Annotated in this window: 20 protein-coding genes; 4 read left to right on the top strand and 16 right to left on the bottom strand. The window is 71.3% G+C overall.

The features are described from left to right. Positions 1–174: 174 nt before the first annotated feature. The 15 genes from ACGFZQ_RS16595 to ACGFZQ_RS16525 all read right to left on the bottom strand — a co-directional run bounded on the left by ACGFZQ_RS16595 (position 175) and on the right by ACGFZQ_RS16525 (position 15,098). The gene (locus ACGFZQ_RS16595; protein WP_351729230.1) at positions 175–921 is read right to left on the bottom strand and encodes a sirohydrochlorin chelatase; all 747 of its coding nucleotides are present in this window, start codon (positions 919–921) and stop codon (positions 175–177) included. A gap of 8 nt (positions 922–929) precedes the next feature. Then, positions 930–1,829: an ABC transporter permease gene (locus ACGFZQ_RS16590; protein ID WP_384479454.1), complete on the bottom strand. Its 900-nt coding sequence runs from the start codon at positions 1,827–1,829 to the stop codon at positions 930–932. Beyond that, positions 1,816–2,601 (bottom strand): ABC transporter ATP-binding protein, encoded by a 786-nt coding sequence (locus tag ACGFZQ_RS16585; protein ID WP_393840981.1) that lies wholly within the window; start codon positions 2,599–2,601, stop codon positions 1,816–1,818. The genes ACGFZQ_RS16590 and ACGFZQ_RS16585 overlap by 14 nt, the downstream gene beginning before the upstream one ends. Positions 2,602–2,636: 35 nt before the next feature. Further along, entirely contained in the window at positions 2,637–3,746 is a 1,110-nt protein-coding gene (locus ACGFZQ_RS16580) for an aliphatic sulfonate ABC transporter substrate-binding protein (protein ID WP_393840980.1), read from the bottom strand. Positions 3,747–3,978: 232 nt separating this feature from the next. Then, entirely contained in the window at positions 3,979–5,316 is a 1,338-nt protein-coding gene (locus ACGFZQ_RS16575; protein ID WP_393840979.1) for a sulfate adenylyltransferase subunit 1, read from the bottom strand. 2 nt (positions 5,317–5,318) lie between these two features. After that, entirely contained in the window at positions 5,319–6,257 is a 939-nt protein-coding gene (gene cysD / locus ACGFZQ_RS16570) for a sulfate adenylyltransferase subunit CysD (protein ID WP_393840978.1), read from the bottom strand. Further along, entirely contained in the window at positions 6,254–6,865 is a 612-nt protein-coding gene (gene cysC / locus ACGFZQ_RS16565) for an adenylyl-sulfate kinase (protein WP_393840977.1), read from the bottom strand. The genes cysD and cysC overlap by 4 nt, the downstream gene beginning before the upstream one ends. After that, complete coding sequence (locus tag ACGFZQ_RS16560; RefSeq protein WP_393840976.1) at positions 6,862–7,572, bottom strand: phosphoadenylyl-sulfate reductase; 711 nt, start codon at positions 7,570–7,572, stop codon at positions 6,862–6,864. Before ACGFZQ_RS16560 ends, cysC begins: the two co-directional genes overlap by 4 nt. Then, entirely contained in the window at positions 7,569–7,748 is a 180-nt protein-coding gene (locus tag ACGFZQ_RS16555; protein WP_351697294.1) for a hypothetical protein, read from the bottom strand. The genes ACGFZQ_RS16560 and ACGFZQ_RS16555 overlap by 4 nt, the downstream gene beginning before the upstream one ends. Continuing rightward, positions 7,745–9,442 carry a nitrite/sulfite reductase gene (locus tag ACGFZQ_RS16550; protein WP_393840975.1) on the bottom strand — a complete coding sequence of 566 codons (1,698 nt, stop codon included), beginning with the start codon at positions 9,440–9,442 and terminating at the stop codon, positions 7,745–7,747. The genes ACGFZQ_RS16555 and ACGFZQ_RS16550 overlap by 4 nt, the downstream gene beginning before the upstream one ends. A gap of 126 nt (positions 9,443–9,568) precedes the next feature. After that, entirely contained in the window at positions 9,569–9,652 is an 84-nt protein-coding gene (locus ACGFZQ_RS16545; protein WP_309500612.1) for a putative leader peptide, read from the bottom strand. Between the two features lie 92 nt (positions 9,653–9,744). Further along, positions 9,745–10,323 carry a GNAT family N-acetyltransferase gene (locus tag ACGFZQ_RS16540; RefSeq protein ID WP_393840974.1) on the bottom strand — a complete coding sequence of 193 codons (579 nt, stop codon included), beginning with the start codon at positions 10,321–10,323 and terminating at the stop codon, positions 9,745–9,747. 42 nt (positions 10,324–10,365) lie between these two features. Beyond that, a complete protein-coding gene (locus ACGFZQ_RS16535; protein WP_393840973.1) occupies positions 10,366–11,700 on the bottom strand; it encodes a hypothetical protein in 1,335 nt (444 codons plus the stop codon). A 184-nt stretch (positions 11,701–11,884) separates the two neighbouring features. Further along, entirely contained in the window at positions 11,885–13,162 is a 1,278-nt protein-coding gene (locus ACGFZQ_RS16530) for a GAF domain-containing protein (RefSeq protein WP_393840972.1), read from the bottom strand. 292 nt (positions 13,163–13,454) lie between these two features. Continuing rightward, positions 13,455–15,098 carry an acyl-CoA dehydrogenase family protein gene (locus ACGFZQ_RS16525; RefSeq protein WP_393840971.1) on the bottom strand — a complete coding sequence of 548 codons (1,644 nt, stop codon included), beginning with the start codon at positions 15,096–15,098 and terminating at the stop codon, positions 13,455–13,457. 150 nt (positions 15,099–15,248) lie between these two features. On the opposite strand from ACGFZQ_RS16525, the gene ACGFZQ_RS16520 reads away from it, so the two are divergent. Both ACGFZQ_RS16520 and ACGFZQ_RS16515 read left to right on the top strand, forming a co-directional pair. Then, positions 15,249–16,382 carry a YihY/virulence factor BrkB family protein gene (locus tag ACGFZQ_RS16520; RefSeq protein ID WP_351729267.1) on the top strand — a complete coding sequence of 378 codons (1,134 nt, stop codon included), beginning with the start codon at positions 15,249–15,251 and terminating at the stop codon, positions 16,380–16,382. 186 nt (positions 16,383–16,568) lie between these two features. Continuing rightward, complete coding sequence (locus ACGFZQ_RS16515) at positions 16,569–17,240, top strand: helix-turn-helix domain-containing protein (protein ID WP_393840970.1); 672 nt, start codon at positions 16,569–16,571, stop codon at positions 17,238–17,240. On the opposite strand, the gene ACGFZQ_RS16510 is transcribed toward ACGFZQ_RS16515, so the two are convergent. Continuing rightward, a complete protein-coding gene (locus ACGFZQ_RS16510) occupies positions 17,229–17,624 on the bottom strand; it encodes a VOC family protein (protein WP_393840969.1) in 396 nt (131 codons plus the stop codon). The genes ACGFZQ_RS16515 and ACGFZQ_RS16510 overlap by 12 nt on opposite strands. 163 nt (positions 17,625–17,787) lie before the next feature. Here ACGFZQ_RS16510 and ACGFZQ_RS16505 point away from each other — a divergent pair, with 163 nt between their 5' ends. Both ACGFZQ_RS16505 and ACGFZQ_RS16500 read left to right on the top strand, forming a co-directional pair. Continuing rightward, a complete protein-coding gene (locus ACGFZQ_RS16505; protein WP_393840968.1) occupies positions 17,788–18,330 on the top strand; it encodes a membrane lipoprotein in 543 nt (180 codons plus the stop codon). Positions 18,331–18,362: 32 nt separating this feature from the next. Next, on the top strand, positions 18,363–19,013 hold the full coding sequence (locus ACGFZQ_RS16500; RefSeq protein ID WP_393840967.1) for a ThuA domain-containing protein: 651 nt from the start codon (positions 18,363–18,365) through the stop codon (positions 19,011–19,013). Positions 19,014–19,048: the final 35 nt, after the last annotated feature.

The raw sequence follows: 19,048 nt of genomic DNA, 5'->3' as shown, positions 1-19,048 counted from the left end.
CGGTAAAGCCCCAGGTGTGACACGTTCGCGGACCGCGGCGCAGAAATAAGAGCCGGCCACGGCAGTGCCGCTCGTGAGAGCCCCGCCGCGGGCCGGCCGTTCGCGGTCCGACGTCACAGGGGAGCGCCGGACCGCGAACCCCGAGGGTGCCTCTCGGACCGGACGCCGGACGGTTCAGGCCCCCACGGCCGTCAGGGCGGGGGTACGGGCCGCGTCGTACCGTGCCAGCAGGACCCGCGCCACCTCCGGCGCCGGGCCGAGCACCTCGGCCAGCACGTCCGCCTCCGCCGCGCCCCGCGCGATCCGGTCGGGCAGGAAGCCGGGGGCGAGGACGTACGGAGCCACCGCCACCCGGGCACAGCCGAGCTCGCGCAGTTCCCGTACCGCGTCCTCGGTGCGGGGGAGGGATGCGGAGGCGAACGCGGGCCGCACGGCGCACCAACCGGTGTGCCGCCACTCCCGCGCGATTTCTGCGATCACCGCGATCGCCTCCGGGTCGCTGGACCCCGCCGAGGCCAGCACGACCCCGGTCGAGGACTTGTCGGCGGGGGTCAGCCCCGCCTCGTACAGCCGCCGTTCGAGGGCCGCCAGGAGCAGCGGGGACGGGCCGAGCACCTCGGCCTGCCGGATCCGCAGCCGGGCCGGCGCTTCCCGCAGTACGGCCGGGATGTCCGCCTTCGCGTGGAAGGCGCGGGTGAGCAGCAGGGGGAGAGCCACGACATCGCGGACGCCTTCCGCCGCCAGGGACTCCAGCACCCCGTGCACCGAGGGGATGTTGAAGTCCAGGAAGCCGGTCTCCACGCGCAGCCCGGGCCGCAGCGACCGTACCCGCCGTACCAGGGCGTGCACGGTCGCCGCGTGCCGCGGATCGCGGCTGCCGTGGGCGATCACCACGAGGACGGGGCGGACCGGCTTGCGCATGCGCTACCTCAGCTCTTCACCAGCAGACCGCGGCTGCGCAGCACCCACCGCTCCAGCGGGCTGAAGATCAGCAGGTCGATCGCGATGCCGACGAACAGGATCAGGATGATGGCCTCGAACACCATGGCCATGTCGCTGGCGGTGCGCGCGTTCTCCAGGAGCTGGCCGAGGCCCACACCGAGATCGGGGAAGCTCGCGATGATCTCCGCCGCCATCAGCGAGCGCCAGGAGAACGCCCAGCCCTGCTTCAGACCCGCCACATAGCCGGGCATGGCGGCCGGCAGCACGACGTGCCAGATGCCCTTGACGCCGGTCGCGCCCATCGTGCGCCCTGCCCGCAGGAAGAGCGGCGGCACCTGGTCGACACCGGAGACCAGGCCGTTGGCGATGGAGGGGACCGCGCCGAGCAGGATCACCGCGTACATCATCGAGTTGTTCAGGCCCAGCCAGATCACGGCCGGCGGCACCCAGGCCACCGACGGCAGCGACTGGAGGCCGGACAGGATCGGGCCGATGGCCGCGCGCACGAACTTCACCCGGGCCACCAGCAGACCCAGCGGGGTGCCGATAACCAGCGCGAAGAGGAACCCGAGGAGGCCGCGGCTGACACTGGTCCAGATGTAGCCGAGCAGGTCGCCCTTGAGCCAGGCGTCCTTGAAGGCGTCGCCCACCGCCGCCGGTGAGGGCAGCTTCGACGGGTCGTCGACGACCGGGACGAGGAGCGTCCAGACCACGAGGACCACGGCGAGCGCGATGATCGGGGGCAGGATCTTGCTGGTGAAGGTGTGGCGGAAGGGCGTCCGGCCGGTGACGGCGATCTCCAGCGCGTCCAGACCCGCCTCGATGCCGGCCAGCTCGCCGCCGACCGTCGCGGCCGTCCCCGGCGTCTTCGTCTCACTGCTGGCCATGACGGCGGATCTCCCCACGCAGTACATCGGTGATCTCAAGGGACAGTTCGGCCACGGGCGCGTCCTCGATCCGGCGCGGCTGCGGGATGCCGACCTCCCACTCGCGCGCTATCCGGCCCGGCCGGGACGACAGCAGGATCACCCGCTGGGCGAGCCGCACCGCCTCGCGCACGTTGTGCGTGACGAACAGGACGGAGACCCCGGTCTCCTCCCAGATCCGGGTCAGCTCGTCGTGCAGCACGTCCCTGGTGATGGCGTCCAGGGCCGAGAACGGCTCGTCCATCAGCAGCAGTCTGCTCTCCTGGGCGAGCGCGCGGGCCAGTGCGGCCCGCTGGCGCATCCCGCCGGACAGTTCGTGGACGCGCTTGTCGTACGCGCCCTTCAGCCGGACCAGTTCGAGCAGCTGCTCGGTCTTGGCGCGGCGGTCGTTCTTGGGAACCCCCCTGAGCCTCAGGGCGAGTTCGATGTTCTTGCCCGCGGTCAGCCACGGGAAGAGGGCGTGCTCCTGGAACATCAGGGCGGGCCGCCCGTCCGTCGCGATGGAACCCGCCGAGGGCTGGTCGAGCCCCGCCACCAGGTTCAGCAGCGTGGACTTGCCGCAGCCCGAGGCCCCCAGGAGGGTGACGAACTCGCCCGGCGCGACATCGATGGTGATGTCGTCCAGGACGAGCTGCTGCCCGCCCGGAGTCGCGAAGGACTTCGAGACATGCTCAAGGCGTGCCGCGTACTCGACCGACTCGTCGGCCTTGGCGAGTGTCGTGGTCGTGGCCATGGTCGTCACCTCCTGGGATCTCGTCGGGACCGGCGTCAGCTGCTGCCGAGACCGGCGGCGTCGACCGTGCTCGTGCCCTCGGACTTGAGGATCTTGTTGAGGATCGTCAGGTCGTAGATGTTCTTCAGCAGCGGGTCGGAGAGCAGACCGGCCTTGACGGCGTGCTCGGCCTCGGTGTTGAGGGTGGAGGCCAGCGGGTCGTCGGTGAACTGGATCGACTTCCAGGCCGGGTCCAGGACGTCGTCGGGCAGCGCCTTGCCGGAGTCGACCTCCAGCTGCTTGTTCGCGGCGGCCTTCGCCTGGTCGGGGTTGGCGTTGATCCACTTGTTGGTCTCGACCGAGCCCTTCAGCACGGCCTCGACGACCTTCGGGTGCGCCTTGAGGAACTTCTGCGACACGATGATGTTCGTGATCACGAACTTCTTGTCGGGCCACAGCGTGGACTCGTCGAGCAGCACCTTGCCGCCCTCGGCGACCAGCTTGGACGCGGTCGGCTCCGGCACCCAGGCACCGTCGATGGAACCGGCCTTGAAGGCGTCCGGGGTGATCTTGTTGTCGGTGCGGACGACGGTGACGTCACCCTTGCCGCTCTGCGCGTCGACCTTCCAGCCCTGGTCGGCGATCCAGTTGAGGAACGCCACGTCCTGCGTGTTGCCCAGCTGAGGCGTCGCGATCTTCTTGCCCTTGACGTCCTTCAGGGACTTGATCTTCTTCGGGTTGACGACCAGCTTCACGCCGCCGGACGCCGAACCACCGATGATCTTCAGGTCGGTGCCGTTGGACTTGGTGTAGCCGTTGATCGCCGGGGAGGGGCCGATCCAGCCGATGTCGATGGAGCCCGAGTTGAGCGCCTCGATCTCGGACGGGCCCGCGTTGAAGATCGCGTACTTGGCCTTGGTGGCGCCGAGCTCCTTCTGGAAGAAGCCCTTCTGGTTGCCGACCAGCGCGGTCGCGTGGGTCAGGTTGCCGAAGTAGCCGATCTTGACGGTGTCGAGGCCTTCGATCTTCTTGGCCCCGGCGGCGACCTTGGTGGTGTCGCTCTTGTCGGAGTCCGACCCGTACCCGCAGGCGGCGAGCGTGAGCAAGGGGAGTGCGGCGAGCGCGGCTATGCCGCGGCGCAGGAGCTTGGAGCGGTTGGCAGGCACGGGAGGCTTTCCTCTCGTTGGCCCGGCTGGTCACGGTCTTTCAGGTCGTGGCCGGGAGGTCGGCAGGTCTTCGTCGCATCCGGGACGTCGGGTGGGGGGCCGGGGCGCGCAGGCAGTGCGCGTACGTCAGCACGCACATCGCGCCACCCCGCCCTGCCCGCTCCCGAGGTCGCCGCTGCCGACGCGGCCGCCCTCCTTCGCGAACGTCGAGTAGACGTCGGTCATCGTCATGTCAGAAGTCCCAGCCGTCGTCGTCGGTCTCGTCCTTGACGGGCTCGGGGGAGGCGAACGACTCGCCGACCATGCCCGCGGTGAGCGTGGTGCCGTCGGCGGGGTCGATCAGGATGAACGAGCCGGTGCGGCGCGAGTCGGCGTAGGAGTCGACCGGCAGCGGCTCGGCGGTACGGATCTTCACCCGGCCGATGTCGTTGGCGACGAGCTGTCCCGGGTGCGGGTGCAGGGACAGGTCGTCGAGCGTGAGCCGGGACGGGATGTCCTTGACGATCGCCTTGACCGTGCGGGTGCCGTGCTTGAGCAGCACCCGGTGCCCGACCGTCAGCGGCTGGTCGGCCACGTGGCAGACGGTCGCCTCGACCTCCTGGGTGGTCTCCGGCGCGTCCTTCGTCGGCACGATCAGGTCGCCGCGCGAGACGTCGATGTCGTCGGTGAGCAGGAGGGTCACCGACTGGGTCGTCCAGGCCGAGTCGACCGGCTTGCCGAGCAGGTCGATGCCCGAGATCGTGGTCGTACGACCGGACGGCAGGACCGTGACCGGCTCGCCGACGTGGAAGGTACCGGCGGCGATCTGGCCGGCGTAGCCCCGGTAGTCCGGGTGGTCGGCGGTCTGCGGGCGGATCACGTACTGCACGGGCAGCCGGGCGTGGCAGTGCGCCAGGTCGTGGCTGACCGGGACGGTCTCCAGGTGCTCCAGGACGGTCGGGCCGCCGTACCAGTCCATGTTGGCGGACGGCTCCACGACGTTGTCGCCGACCAGCGCCGAGATCGGGATCGCGGTGACCTCGGGGACGCCCAGCTCGGTCGCGTACGCCGTGAACTCCTCGGCGATCCCGGCGAAGACCGCCTCCTGGTAGTCGACCAGGTCCATCTTGTTGACGGCGAGGACGACGTGCGGGACGCGCAGCAGGGCGGCGATGGCGGCGTGCCGCCGGGTCTGTTCCACGACCCCGTTGCGGGCGTCGACCAGGACCACGGTCAGCTCGGCGGTGGAGGCACCCGTCACCATGTTGCGGGTGTACTGCACATGGCCGGGCGTGTCGGCGAGGATGAACCGCCGCCTGGGCGTGGCGAAGTAACGGTAGGCCACGTCGATGGTGATGCCCTGCTCGCGCTCGGCCCGCAGCCCGTCGGTCAGCAGCGCCAGGTCGGGCGCGTCCTGCCCGCGCGAGGCCGAGGCGCGCTCCACTGCCTCCAGCTGGTCGGTGAGGACCGACTTGGAGTCGTGCAGCAGCCGTCCGACGAGGGTGGACTTGCCGTCGTCGACCGAGCCGGCGGTCGCGAAACGCAGCAGGGTGGTCTCGGTCAGGCCGAGTTCCGTGGTGGTCGTGCTCATCTCTAGAAGTACCCCTCGCGCTTGCGGTCTTCCATCGCGGCCTCGGAGAGCTTGTCGTCGGCCCGGGTGGCGCCGCGCTCGGTGAGCCGGGAGGCGGCGATCTCGGTGATCACGGCCTCCAGCGTGCCGGCGTCGGAGTCGACGGCGCCCGTGCAGGACATGTCACCGACGGTCCGGTAGCGCACCTGCCGCTTCTCGACGGTCTCGTTCTCGCGGGGGCCGCCCCACTCACCCGCCGTCAGCCACATCCCGCCCCGCCGGAACACCTCGCGCTCGTGCGCGAAGTAGATCTGCGGCAGCTCGATGCCCTCGCGGGCGATGTACTGCCAGACGTCCAGCTCGGTCCAGTTGGAGAGCGGGAAGACCCGGACGTGCTCGCCGGGGGCGTGCCGCCCGTTGTAGAGGTTCCACAGCTCGGGGCGCTGGCGGCGTGGGTCCCACTGCGAGAACTCGTCCCGCAGCGAGAACACCCGCTCCTTGGCGCGGGCCTTCTCCTCGTCCCGGCGGCCGCCGCCGAACACCGCGTCGAACTTCTCGCTCTGGATCTTCTCCGTCAGCGGTAGCGTCTGCAGCGGGTTACGGGTGCCGTCCGGGCGCTCCTTGAGCACACCCCGGTCGATGTAGTCCTGTACGGAGGCCACATGGAGGCGCAGCCCATGTGCGGCCACCACACGGTCCCGATACTCAAGGACCTCGGGGAAGTTGTGTCCCGTGTCCACATGCAGCAGGGAGAAGGGGACCGGCGCGGGCGCGAACGCCTTGAGCGCCAGATGCAGCATGACGATGGAGTCCTTGCCGCCGGAGAACAGGATCACCGGCCGTTCGAACTCGCCCGCCACCTCGCGGAAGATGTGGACCGCCTCGGACTCCAGCGCGTCCAGGTGGGACAGGGCGTACGGGGTGTCCGTGCCCTCCCCGTGAGCCGCCACGGTCGTCGTCATGCCAGTCCCTTCCCGCTCAGCAGGGCGTGCACGGACGCCGCGGACTCCTGCACGGTCTGGTGCTGCGACTCGATCCGCAGATCGGGCGTCTCGGGCTCCTCGTAGGGATCGTCGACGCCGGTCAGCCCACTCAGCTCACCGGCGGCCTGCTTGGCGTACAGACCCTTCACATCGCGTACGGAGCACACCTCGACCGGGGTCGCCACATGCACCTCGACGTACGCGGTGCCGTTCTCCTCGTGGCGCTTGCGCACCGCATCGCGGCTGTCGGCGTAGGGGGCGATCACCGGGACGAGGGCCTTGACGCCGTTGCGTGCCAGGAGTTCGGCGACGAAGCCGATGCGCTGCACGTTGGTGTGCCGGTCCTCGCGGCTGAAGCCGAGGCCCGCCGAGATGAACTCGCGGATCTCGTCGCCGTCGAGCACCTCCACGAGGTGGCCGTCGGCCCGCAGCAGGCCGGCCAGCTCGTACGCGATGGTGGTCTTGCCGGCACTCGGCAGACCCGTGAGCCAGACGGTGGCTCCGGTCGTCACGTTGTTCTCCTGCTTCGTCGAATGGGTCGTCGAATGGGTCGTCGAATGGGTCGTCGAAAGCCCGATGGTCGTCATCCGTGCAGTCCGCACTCGGTCTTGGCGCGCCCCGCCCAGCGGCCGGCGCGGGCGTCCTCGCCCTCCAGCACCCGGCGGGTGCAGGGGGCGCAGCCGACGGAGGCGTAGCCGTCCATCAGCAGGGGGTTGGTCAGCACGCCGTGTTCGGCGACGTAGTCGTCCACGTCGTCCTGGGTCCAGCGGGCGATCGGGGAGATCTTGACCTTCTGGCGCTTCTCGTCCCAGCCGACGACCGGGGTGTTCGCCCGGGTCGGGGACTCGTCGCGGCGCAGCCCGGTCGCCCAGGCGGCGTACTTCGTCAGGCCCTGCTCCAGCGGCTGCACCTTGCGGAGCTTGCAGCACAGGTCGGGATCGCGGTCGTGCAGCTTGGGGCCGTACTCGGCGTCCTGCTCGGCGACGGTCTGGCGCGGGGTGAGGGTGATGACGTTGACGTCCATCACGGCCTCGACCGCGTCCCGGGTGCCGATGGTCTCCGGGAAGTGGTAGCCGGTGTCGAGGAAGACGACGTCCACGCCCTTCTGGACGCGGGACGCCAGATGGGCCACCACCGCGTCCTCCATGGAGGAGGTCACGCAGAAGCCCTTGCCGAAGGTGTCCACCGCCCACTGGAGGATCTCCAGGGCGGAGGCGTCTTCGAGATCGCGGCCGGCCTGCTCGGCCAGCGCCTTCAATTCGCCGGTGGTGCGGTCTTCCTGAGCTGTGGTCATATCTGTTCCCCTCCGCTTTCGGAGTGCTTCAGCCCCCGGGCGAGCAGCCCGAGGAACTTCAGCTGGAATGCGCGGTTGCAGGCCGCGCATTCCCAGGCACCGTGGCCCTGCTCGTTCGGACGCAGGTCCTCGTCGCCGCAGTAGGGGCAGTAGAAGGGGGCGGCCCGCTCGCTCATGAGAGGGACTCCTCACTGGCGCGGGACGCCCAGGCGGCGAAGCGCTCGCCGTCCTCGCGCTCCGCCTGGAAACGCTTGAGCACCCGCTCGACGTAGTCCGGCAGTTCCTCCGAGGTCACCTTGAGGCCGCGGACCTTGCGGCCGAAACCGGCCTCCAGACCCAGCGCGCCGCCCAGGTGGACCTGGAAGCCCTCGACCTGCTCGCCCCGGTCGTCGAGGACCAGCTGGCCCTTGAGACCGATGTCCGCGACCTGGATGCGGGCGCAGGCGTTCGGACAGCCGTTGAGGTTGATGGTCAGCGGTTCGTCGAAGTCGGGCAGCCGGCGCTCCAGCTCGTCGATGAGCGCGGAGCCCCGCGCCTTCGTCTCGACGATGGCGAGCTTGCAGTACTCGATGCCGGTGCAGGCCATGGTGCCGCGCCGGAACGGGGACGGCTTGGCGGTCAGGTCCAGCGCCTCCAGGGCCTCGACCAGCGAGTCGACCTGGTCCTCCACGACATCGAGGACGATCATCTTCTGCTCGACCGTGGTGCGTACCCGGCCCGAGCCGTGCGCCTCGGCGAGGTCGGCGATCTTCGCCAGGGTGGTGCCGTCCACGCGGCCGACGCGCGGGGCGAACCCGACGTAGAAGTTGCCGTCCTGCTGCCGGTGCACGCCGACGTGGTCGCGCCAGCGCTGCAGGGGCTCGGCCGGCGCGGGGCCGTCGACGAGCTTCCGCTCGAGGTACTCGTCCTCCAGGATCTGGCGGAACTTCTCCGCGCCCCAGTCGGCGACCAGGAACTTCAGCCGGGCGCGGGTGCGCAGCCGCCGGTAGCCGTAGTCCCGGAAGATGCCGATGACACCGGCCCAGACGTCCGGGACCTCGGTCAGCGGCACCCAGGCGCCGAGCCGGACGCCGATCTTCGGGTTGGTGGACAGACCGCCGCCGACCCACAGGTCGAAGCCGGGGCCGTGCTCGGGGTGCTCGACGCCGACGAAGGCGATGTCGTTGATCTCGTGCACCACGTCCAGCAGCGGCGAGCCGGAGATCGCGGACTTGAACTTGCGCGGCAGGTTGGAGAACTCCTTGCTGCCGATGAACCGCCGGTTGATCTCGTCGATCGCCCAGCTGCCGTCGATGATCTCGTCCTCGGCGATGCCCGCGACCGGCGAGCCGATGACGACACGCGGGGTGTCGCCGCACGCCTCGGTGGTGGACAGGCCGACGGCCTCGAGACGGTTCCAGATCTCCGGGACGTCCTCGATGCGGATCCAGTGCAGCTGGATGTTCTGCCGGTCGGTGACGTCCGCGCTGCCCCGCGCGAACTCCTGCGAGATCTCGCCGATCACCCGCAGCTGCCGGGTGGTGAGGCGGCCGCCGTCGATCCGCACGCGCAGCATGAAGTACTTGTCGTCCAGCTCCTCCGGCTCCAGGATGGCGGTCTTGCCGCCGTCGATGCCGGGCTTGCGCTGCGTGTACAGGCCCCACCAGCGCATACGTCCGCGCAGGTCGTTGGGGTCGATCGAGTCGAAGCCGCGCTTGGAGTAGATCGTCTCAATGCGTGTCCGCACATTGAGACCGTCGTCGTCCTTCTTGAACTGTTCGTTGCCGTTGAGCGGGGTGAAGTGACCCATAGCCCACTGACCCTCACCGCGGTGACGACTCACCTTGCGGCGGGGCGCGGAGGCGGCAGGGTTCTGCGGGGTGGCGGCCATGGTGAATACGTCCTTCGGGACAGGCGGGGAAGCGGCTCTTACCTGCGCGTACGGGCGCACGGGGGCATATCTGCGCGACACTGCGCAAGGAAGGTCTGGACAGGAGAGGGCGGCGGTGCTGTGCTCTCAGCCCGCCGGACAGATGGCGCTGGACATGCGGCCGAGGTCGACGTGCCGCCGACTCACCAAGGCGATTCCAGTTCCAGACATGACGGAAGCGTGTCACGCGGATCTCGGGGCAGTCCACCATCGTCCGCGATTCGGACGGATCTATTCTGAATACTGAGACAGGGTGGTGTGCGTCACGCCTCGGCGTGCGCCCCCGGCCACGGTCCCGGCGCCGGGACGGCCGGCTCCTCCTCGGTCTTCGTGTCGAAGAGCTGGAACCCCCGCCGCTGATAGTTCGCCATCGCGTGCTCGCCGTCCAGACTGCACGTGTGCACCCACACCCGCTTCGTCGGCGGCCGCCCGGCCCACCGCTCCGCGAGGTCCCAGGCGCGCGCGGCGCCGTACGAGAGCAGGTGACCGCCGATGCGGCGGCCCCGGAACGCCGGGACCAGGCCGAAGTAGGCGATCTCCACGCCTCCGTCGTCCTCCGGGGCGAGCTCGATATAGCCCGCCGGGGTTCCCCGGTCGTAGGCCACCCAGGTCTCCGTACCCGGCCGTTCCAGATACTCCTGCCACCGGGCGTGGCTCCAGCTCAGCCGGTCGGTCCAGGTGATGTCGCCGCCGACCGAGGCGTACAGGAAACGGCTGAACTCGGGGGAGGGAACCTCGGCGCGGACGATGCTGACCGCGTCACCGTCAGGGGCGGCGGCGGGGAGTAGGTCGGCCGGGGACGTCTGCTCCAGGTACCAGGTGGTCACGACGATGCTGCTCATGGGGCCAGGCAATCATCCCGGCCCCGGACGTGTCGACAGCCGTTATCCGAGCGACGCGTCGATCGAGCGCAGCGGCACCGAGAACAGCATGCGGTCCGTGACCGACCACACCTCGCCCGTGTCGGGGGCGTAGGAGAGCGAGCCGGTGCTCTCGCCCCAGCAGCGGTGCGAGGCGTCCGAGCCGCAGCGGGCCGCCTGCGCGCCCTCGGTGTCCTGCCGCCACAGGCTGCCGTGCCCGTCCATGGCGCCGGGGAGGTGGCCGACGTACCACTCGGAGGAGGTCGCGCCCGGCGGCCGGTACGACAGGACGCCCCGGATCTCGGAAGCCCCGGTCCGGTACGCCTCGACCGCGTCCGCCCGGCCGGCGGCGTCGGTGGCGAGCGATCCGGCGTGCTTCGGGTTCTCGTCGAACGCGTACCGCCACAGCCGGGCCCGCTGATCGCTGCCGGCGGGTGTCCACTCGCCGAGGACCAGGCTGTCCGGGGCCGTCCCGCGGTCCACCGAGAGCGCGCTCGGACAGGGCGCGCCGGCCGCGGAACAGGCTCCGGCGGTGTACCGGTACGAGCCCACGGCGGGCATCACGTACCGGAAGCCGTCGGCCGACCAGCCGCCGGGCACCCGGCCGACCGCGTCGGTCAGCACCGAGGTGCGCTGGATGCGGTTGAGGTCGTAGACGTAGAGCGCGTCGGCGCTGCCTGGAGTGGTGGTGACCAGCAGCTTGTCCTCGTACCAGGCCATGCCGGAGATCTCCGAGGTCAGCCCCCGGTAGGTTCGGCCGTCGGCGCTGGGCACGGTCAGCAGGACCCAGGAGTAGGAGGGGTGCGCCGGGTCGTTCTCGTTCACGACCGCGACCCTGGCCAGGCCCCGGGAGGCGGCGGGGCCGCTGGAGGTGCTGTGCGTCCAGCCGGCCAGGACGACCCGGTTGGCGCCCCACAGGCCGTCGTCATCCGCGTCGGAGGAGGTGGTCACCGAGGCCGGCCGCCAGTCGTCGGTGAGGGTGTCGGTGGGGTCCCAGCAGTACGCCTCGGTGGCCGCCGGCGTGGCCGGCAGCGAGTCCCGGTCGTCGGAGTCGCAGTCGGCCGCCTCGCGCAGGCTGTGGTCGGCGTCCGCCAGGACGTCGGCGACCCCGACGGTCCCGCCCATCGCCGACGCGAGCCGGTCCAGCGAGCGGCGTGGCACGAGGTGTTCCTGGAGCTGTAGCGGCGCGGTGTCGGCGGCGGAGGTCAGCGGCTTCAGCGCGCCCGGGTTCTCGGCGACCGTGGCCTGCGAGGCGCTGACGATCGTGGCGGTCGCGGTGAGCGCCAGCGCGGCCCCGGCCAGGGCCGCGCGCAGTGCCGTGCCCCGCCTGCGCCGCCGGTGTCTGCCGCGATGCTTCATGTCTCCTCCCGAGGCGGGTCAACTGCGCCCCATGGTCCGTACGTTGACCGAGGAGCAGCTGGGGAAGCCCGCACCCGGATGCTACGGCAGTCGGGGCGGCCGTACCGCGAAGACCCCGTAAATATGCGGAAGATACGTCACCTTATGCCCCTGATGCGTTAAATGAGCCCCGTGGTGCGAGCCTTCACCTGGACCGGGGGTCAGGCCCTCGGCCCGCCGTCACCGCCGGGGCGGTCGAGCAGGGCAGCAGGTCGTGCGGGTCGGCGGGGAGCAGCACCTCGATCTCCGCGTCCTCCCGGAAGCGATAGGGCCGGTGTTCGAGCAGCGCCCCCAGATAGCGCCGGATCCTGGACATCTCGGCGCGCACGGTCACCGTCCGTGAGGCGTCCCCGAAGACGTCCTCGGCCAGCCCGGCCGCGCTCCGCCCGGCACGTCGTACCGCCAGCAGATACAGCAACTCGGCGTGCCGGGGGCTCAGTTCCCGGGACCAGGAGCAGGTGCCGCCGCCCACCGTCACCGAGGGCCGGCGCGGCCTGGCCAGGTCGAGCACCAGCCGGCCGCCGCCCGCCGGTGCCGGATCGTCCACCGCCCGCAGCAGCCAGCCCCCGGCCAGCGGCTCCACCGAGCACAGCCCGAGCGCCGGCAGCCAGCGGCGGCCCGGCGAAAGGGGCTTGGGCAGCGCGAGCCGCTGTGGATACGGCATGCCGGTGACCGCCGCCGTCCAGCCGTCGGCGTCCACCACCAGCGCCCGCCCGCCCAGCCGGGCCAGCACCGGCGCCGCGACCGCGCGCAGCCGCTCCAGCGCGTCCAGATGCAGCTCCCGCAGCCGGGCCTCGGCGAGCTTCGCCACCGAGTTCACCCAGGCCAGGGTGGCCGGATGCATGCTCTCCAGCGGACCGCTGACGTCCACCACACCGAGCAGCCTGCCGTCCCGGGGGTCGGAGATGGGGGCGCCGGAACACGTCCAGGAGCTGAGCGAGCGGACGAAGTGCTCGGCGGCGAAGACCTGGACGGGACGCCGCACCACCGCCGGGGTGCCGACCCCGTTGGTGCCCACGACGTCTTCCCGCCAGTCGGCGCCGGGTGCGAAGCCGAGGCCGTCCGCCTTGCGCAGCACCGGCGAGGAACCCTCGCGCCACAGCACCCTGCCGTCGGCGTCGGCCACCACCATGATGTGCCGGGCGACGTCCGCGACCGAAAGCAACCCCTCCCGCAACACCGGCAGTACGTCCCTGAGCGGTGACTCCTCACGTCTGCGCCGGACTTCGTCGGCGGACAGCAGTCCCGAACGGAGGTTGTGGTCGGGGTTGACACCGCTGCGCAGCGTCCGCCCCCAGGACTGCTCGATCACCGGCCGGGGCGCGATCCGCCCACGCTGTCCGGCGAGTCTGGCCTCGCGCAGCTCGCTCAGTAACCGCGCCGCCTGCGCCGCGTCCACCGCGGCCAGTCGCGCCACGTCCATCGGCGGGTTCCCCACTGAGGTCCTCCCGGACAGTCCTCGCAAAAAGGCATGGAAGAGTCTTGTCAAGCCGTCCGGGCGGCGGTTTCCGGTCCGACTGCGCGTCTCATACTGCCGTTTTCCAGTGCCCGAGGCACACAGTCCGCTCACAGACGCCGATATGTTGCAACCCCTTGCAACCCTGGTGAACGGACCGGGGGTGGCCGAAAATTGAGCCGACGCTACGGCGTCATGGCCTGACATGGGCCGAAGCGGGGGTGGTGCCGTGTCGGCGCAGCACCACCCCCGCGCCCCTTCAGGCAGGGATGGGCACCCTTGCTCGTTCCGTCACCGCTGCCAGGTCCAGGCCCTTCGGCAGCGTGCCGAAGGATGAACCCCAGTCGTGGCCCAGCCTTGACGCGCAGAAGGCGTCGGCCACCTCCGGGGGTGCGAAGCGGGCCAGCAGGGAGCCCTGCAGGACCGTCGCCAGGCGTTCCACGAGGCGTCGGGCCCTGGCCTCCATGCCCTCCAGGTCGGCCAGTTCGGAGAAGAGGTCTTTGACCGCGCGGTCCAGGCGGTGGTCGGCGCCGTGGGCGCGGCCGATCTCCTGGAGGTAGGCGTCCAGCGCCGCCGGCTCGCGTTGCAACGCCCGCAGGACGTCCAGTGCCTGGACGTTCCCCGCGCCCTCCCAGACCGAGTTCAGCGGTGACTCGCGCACCAGCCGGGGCAGCCCCGACTCCTCCACGTAGCCGTTGCCGCCCAGGCACTCGGCGGCCTCCACGGCGACCGGCGGGCAGCGCTTGGTCACCCAGTACTTGGCGGCCGGCAACGCCAGCCGCAGCAGGGCCCGTTCGGACTCGCTCCCGTCGTCGTAGGCGGCGGCCAGCCGGAGCGCGAGCGTCGTCGCGGCCTCCGACTCGATCGCGAGGTCGGCCAGGACGTTGCGCATCAGCGGCTTGTCGGCGAGCTTCCCGCCGAACGCCTCGCGGTACGTGCAGTGGTGCACGGCCTGCGCCACCGCCTGCCGCATCAGCCCCGCCGAGCCCAGCACGCAGTCGAGCCGGGTCGCGGCGACCATCTCGATGATGGTCCGCACCCCGCGCCCCTCCTCGCCCACGCGCCGCGCCCAGGTGCCGTCGAACTCGACCTCGCCCGACGCGTTCGACCGGTTGCCGAGCTTGTCCTTGAGGCGCTGGAGGAGGAAGACGTTGCGGGTGCCGTCCGCCAGGACGCGCGGTACCAGGAAGCAGGTCAGTCCGTCCGGCGCCTGGCCCAGCACCAGGAAGCCGTCCGACATCGGAGCCGAGCAGAACCACTTGTGTCCGGTGAGCGTGTACGTCCCGGACTCGGCGAGCGGGACGGCGCTGGTCGTGTTCGCGCGTACGTCGCTGCCGCCCTGCTTCTCCGTCATGCCCATGCCGAAGAGGGCGCCGGCCTTCCGGTCGGCGGGCCGCAGCTCACGGTCGTAGATCACGGACGTCAGCAGCGGCTCCCAGGTGGCGGCCAGCTCCGGGTCGGCGCGCAGCGCGGGCACCGCCGCGTTCGTCATCGACAGCGGGCAGCAGTTGCCGGCCTCGACCTGGGTCCAGACCAGGAAGGCGGCCGCCCGCCGGACGTGCCCGGACGGCCGTACCCAGCCGGTGGTCAGGCCCGCGCCCACGCCCTTGCCGAGCAGCCGGTGCCAGGCGGGATGGAACTCGACCTCGTCGACACGATGGCCGTAGCGGTCGTGGGTGCGCAGCCGCGGCGGGTGCTCGTTGGCCTGCACCCCCCACTCCTGCACCTGCGCCGAACCGGCCGAGACGCCGATCGACGACAGCTCGGCACGGACCTCGTCCAGCAGCTCCGGGCCGGTGTGCCGGGCCACGGCCTCGACAAGGGCGCGGTCGGCGGCGAAGAGGTCGTATCCGGCCAGCGGGGGCGGCTGGTTGGTCACGGTATGGGTGGTGGTGCCTGCCATGTCTGCGAACCTACCCGGGGCGACGGCGGTGGTCTCCAGCGTGACACGGCGGTACCCCCGGTCGCGCCGCAAGGTGCCGCCGGGTTCCGGAAGATCGCTTCAGGCCCCCGGAAGATGAGTACGGCCCCGGACGGCGGATACCGTTAGGGCGTGCAGCCAGCAAGCGATACCCCCGAGCGGCCCTCCGGCCGGCTCCACCGGGCCAGGGCCCTCTACCGGAACGTCTCCAAGCGCAGGACGGCCTGGCTGCTGCTCAAGGACACCGTCAATTCCTGCATGGAGTACCGCATCCTCGGCCTCGCCGCCGAGGCCGCCTTCTTCACCCTGCTCTCCGTGCCGCCGCTGCTGCTCAGCCTCATCGGGCTGCTCGGCTACGTCGACGACTGGACCGGCGCCGACACCATCGCCAGCCTGGAGGCCAACCTCCTGGACGCCTCCCGCACCGTCCTGTCGGACAAGGGCGTCAAGGAGATCGCCGAGCCGATCCTGCACGACGTGATGCGGGGCGGCCGCCCCGACGTGATCTCCATCGGCTTCCTGTTCGCCCTGTGGTCGGGCTCCCGCGCGGTGAACGTCTTCATCGACACGATCACCGTGATGTACGGCCTCGACGGCGTCCGGGGCATCGTGAAGACCCGGGTGGTGTCCTTCCTGCTCTTCATCGCGGCCCTGCTGATCGGCTCGGTGGCGCTGCCGCTGATGGTGGCCGGGCCGGACGCGGTGGTCCGGATCGTGCCGTGGTCGGAGACGGTCGTACAGGTCCTGTACTGGCCGGTCGTGATGGTCCTGTCCATCGTCTTCCTGACCACGCTGTACCACGTCTCCGTGCCGGTGCGCTCGCCGTGGATCGAGGACGTGCCGGGCGCCCTGGTCGCCCTGGCCATGTGGGTCCTCGGCAGCTTCCTGCTGCGCATCTACCTGACCAACACCATCGAGGGCGCGACGATCTACGGCTCGCTCGCCGCGTCCGTCGCCGTGCTCCTGTGGATCGGTGTGTCGGCCTTCGCCGTGCTGGTCGGCGCCGCCGTGAACGCCGCGATCGACCGGGTCTGGCCGGCCGCCGCCACGGCCGCGGCCCGCGCGGCCAACGAACGGCTGCGGGAGGCCCAGGTCGCCGAGTACGTCGCCCGCGCGGCCGCGGCCCGCGAGGTCGACCCCGACGATCCCGACATGCCCTCCGAGTTCCCGGAGCGCTGGTCCCGCTTCCTGCCGCCCGAGGACGTCACGGCCCGGTTGCGCACGCATGTGAAGAGCAGCCATCCGCCGCGCAAGCCGGAGGCGTGAGGGCCGGAGCCGGGTTCGCCGTGGGGGTTCGCGTGGCCGGCGGGGTGCGGGTTCGCCGTGGCTGATCGCGCCCACGCGGCGGCAGCCGCATGTCGAACACAGCCCCGCGCCCCTGAAGGGGCGCGGTGAGGTCGGCGTATCTCACACAGCCCCGCGCTCCTGACGGGCGCGTCTACGCTGGCCTATATGTACAAGGAACGGGCGTCTCGGGTCTCCGGTGCGGTCGTCTGGATGAAAAGGCCGGACGAGGGCGGCACCGGGCGCGTGCTGCCCGACGGGTGTATGGATCTGCTCTGGCACGAGGGGCGGCTGCTGGTCGCCGGGCCCGATGCGCACGCCTACGTCACCGAGGGCGCCCAAGGCGTGTGGGTGGGCCTCCGTTTCTACCCCGGTACCGCGCCCGCCGTCCTCGGCGTGCCGGCGTACGAACTGCTCGACCGGCGGGTGGAGCTGAGCGACCTCTGGCCGGCCTCCGTCGTACGGCGGCTGCGCGCCCGGGTCGCTGCCGCCGGTGATCCCGCCGCGGCGCTGGAGCAGATCGCCCTGGAGCGGGCGGGGCCGCCCGACCCGTCGCTGCGGCGGCTCGTCGAGGCGCTGGACGCAGGGCGCCCGGTGGCGGCCACCGCCGACGAACTGGGCCTCGGCGCCCGCCGGCTGCACCGGCGCAGTCGCGCCGCGTTCGGCTACGGTCCCAAGACGCTCGCCCGGGTGCTCCGGCTGCAGCGGGCCCTCTCGCTCGCCCGGGGCGGGGTGCCGCTCGCCGAGACCGCGGTCCGGGCGGGTTACGCGGATCAGCCCCATCTCTCCCGTGAGGTGCGGGAGTTGGCCGGGCTGCCGCTGACCGAGCTAGTCGGGTAGCGGGGCGAACAGGTCGACGCCGTTGCCGTCGGGGTCGTGGACGGTGGCGTACCGCTGGCCCCAGAAGGCGTCCCACGGCTTGAGCTCGCCGTGGTACCCGGCGCCGACCAGGTCCTCGTAGACCGCGTCCACCTCGGCGGGCGACCCGCAGCGGAAGGCGAGGCCCGTACGGCCGCCGCCGGCCGGCGGGCGCCAGGCCGGGTGGAAGGAGCGGACCGTCTCCTCGGTGTCCAGCGCGAGGGTGAGCCCGCCGGGCAACTCGGCCTCGACATGAGGCTGTTCCTCGGCGCCGGGCGGGAAGTCCAGGCCCAGGCGACGGTAGAAGGCGAGGGACGCGGTCAGGTCGGAGGCGACCAGACCGATCACGGCGAATCGTGGAGTCATGGCGTCACCGTAGGCGGAGGGCCGAGCGCCGGTCTTGAAGGAAACGGACACTCGGCCGAAGACCACGGCTCCCCGCGGATCCGGGACGGTCGCGGACACCGCGAGCGGAGAGGCGACCGGAAAACCCGATGCCTGTGGAACGCCTGTGCGGCACGATGGGTGCATGATCCGTGCCGTGCGCGTTCTGCCGCCCCTGCTCCTCGCCGCCGCCCTGCTCACCGGATGCGGTACCGAGAAGGCGGACTCCGGGGCCTCCGGCTCGCCCGCCGACCCGGCCGAACTCGCCGCCAAGGCGAAAGCGTTGGGCATGGACCCGGCGCTGGTCTATGTCACCGAGGCCCCGGGCTTCACCCTCGCCCAGCAGTCCGTCGGCGTGCAGGGCGACGACGGATTCTCCGCCTCGTACGCGGACAGGACCGGCGCCGTCATCCATCTCTACACCGACCACCTGCGCTACGCCGGGCAGCACAAGTACGAGGTGACGGAGAAGGACTGCGTGGTGTGGCTCGAAGGCGAGGGCGGCGTCTCCGACGCCGTGCTGGGCAAGGCGGTGCGCGCGATCCACCGTCCCTCCGCCGACGAGCTCGACGCCCTGCTGCCCACACCCGACCCGGCCTTCACCGACGACCAGCCGGTGCAGCGCGGCGACCTGCCGTCCAACGGCGACGGCGCCCCCGACAACAGCGTGCCGACGCCCGGCCTTTGAAACCGTCGCCGGCCACGGGCGACCATGCGGCCATGGCCCCTCGACTGCTCCTGCACACCCGCACCACCGGCTACCGCCACGACTCGATCCCCGACGCCGTCGCCGCCGTACGGGAGTTCACCGATTTCGACGTCGACGCCACCGAGGACCCGGCCGCCCTCGAACAGCCGCTGGACGGGTACGCGGCCGTCGTCTTCCTCTCCACCAGCGGCGAGATCCTGACCCCGGCGGGCCGCTCCCGGCTGGCCGCCCACGTCGAGGCGGGCGGCGGCTTCGCCGGCGTGCACGCGGCGGCCTGCACCGAGTACGACTGGCCCTACTACGGCGAACTCCTCGGCGCCCGCTTCGACCGCCACCCGGAGTACCAGCCCGGCCGGGCGCTCGTCGAGGACCACGACCATCCGGCGACCCGGCAGCTGCCCGCCGTCTGGGACTTCACCGACGAGTGGTACGACTTCCGGGACAACCCGCGCGGCCGGGTACGGGTGCTGCTGCGTGCCGACGAGTCGTCGTACGACGGCGGCGCGATGGGGGACGACCATCCACTGGCCTGGTGCCGCGAGCAGGGGGCCGGACGGGTGTTCTACACGGCACTGGGGCACGCCCGGGAGGCGTACCGGGATCCGGCCTTCCTGGCCCATCTGCACGGGGGTCTGGCCTGGGCCGCCCGGCTCGGCCAGTGACGTTTCTCCGGTGAACCCGATCCGCCATTGGGGTG

Origin of the sequence: Streptomyces sp. NPDC048254 (assembly GCF_043201895.1) — a bacterium.
Taxonomy (GTDB): domain Bacteria; phylum Actinomycetota; class Actinomycetes; order Streptomycetales; family Streptomycetaceae; genus Streptomyces.
The sequence above is the reverse complement of the archived record's forward strand: the minus strand, read 5'-3'. Positions and strand labels throughout refer to the sequence as shown.

Bases quoted from the DNA above. Each gene is read 5' to 3' on its own strand.
- ACGFZQ_RS16590 (WP_384479454.1), bottom strand. From the start codon at position 1,829: ATGGCCAGCAGTGAGACGAAGACGCCGGGGACGGCCGCGACGGTCGGC.
- ACGFZQ_RS16585 (WP_393840981.1), bottom strand. From the start codon at position 2,601: ATGGCCACGACCACGACACTCGCCAAGGCCGACGAGTCGGTCGAGTAC.
- ACGFZQ_RS16510 (WP_393840969.1), bottom strand. From the start codon at position 17,624: ATGACTCCACGATTCGCCGTGATCGGTCTGGTCGCCTCCGACCTGACC.
- ACGFZQ_RS16500 (WP_393840967.1), top strand. From the start codon at position 18,363: ATGGCCCCTCGACTGCTCCTGCACACCCGCACCACCGGCTACCGCCAC.
- ACGFZQ_RS16545 (WP_309500612.1), bottom strand. From the start codon at position 9,652: ATGTCTGGAACTGGAATCGCCTTGGTGAGTCGGCGGCACGTCGACCTC.
- ACGFZQ_RS16550 (WP_393840975.1), bottom strand. From the start codon at position 9,442: ATGGCCGCCACCCCGCAGAACCCTGCCGCCTCCGCGCCCCGCCGCAAG.
- cysD (WP_393840978.1), bottom strand. From the start codon at position 6,257: ATGACGACGACCGTGGCGGCTCACGGGGAGGGCACGGACACCCCGTAC.
- ACGFZQ_RS16515 (WP_393840970.1), top strand. From the start codon at position 16,569: ATGTACAAGGAACGGGCGTCTCGGGTCTCCGGTGCGGTCGTCTGGATG.
- ACGFZQ_RS16560 (WP_393840976.1), bottom strand. From the start codon at position 7,572: ATGACCACAGCTCAGGAAGACCGCACCACCGGCGAATTGAAGGCGCTG.
- ACGFZQ_RS16540 (WP_393840974.1), bottom strand. From the start codon at position 10,323: ATGAGCAGCATCGTCGTGACCACCTGGTACCTGGAGCAGACGTCCCCG.
- ACGFZQ_RS16525 (WP_393840971.1), bottom strand. From the start codon at position 15,098: ATGGCAGGCACCACCACCCATACCGTGACCAACCAGCCGCCCCCGCTG.
- ACGFZQ_RS16575 (WP_393840979.1), bottom strand. From the start codon at position 5,316: ATGAGCACGACCACCACGGAACTCGGCCTGACCGAGACCACCCTGCTG.
- ACGFZQ_RS16535 (WP_393840973.1), bottom strand. From the start codon at position 11,700: ATGAAGCATCGCGGCAGACACCGGCGGCGCAGGCGGGGCACGGCACTG.
- ACGFZQ_RS16595 (WP_351729230.1), bottom strand. From the start codon at position 921: ATGCGCAAGCCGGTCCGCCCCGTCCTCGTGGTGATCGCCCACGGCAGC.
- ACGFZQ_RS16505 (WP_393840968.1), top strand. From the start codon at position 17,788: ATGATCCGTGCCGTGCGCGTTCTGCCGCCCCTGCTCCTCGCCGCCGCC.
- ACGFZQ_RS16530 (WP_393840972.1), bottom strand. From the start codon at position 13,162: ATGGACGTGGCGCGACTGGCCGCGGTGGACGCGGCGCAGGCGGCGCGG.
- cysC (WP_393840977.1), bottom strand. From the start codon at position 6,865: ATGACGACCATCGGGCTTTCGACGACCCATTCGACGACCCATTCGACG.
- ACGFZQ_RS16555 (WP_351697294.1), bottom strand. From the start codon at position 7,748: ATGAGCGAGCGGGCCGCCCCCTTCTACTGCCCCTACTGCGGCGACGAG.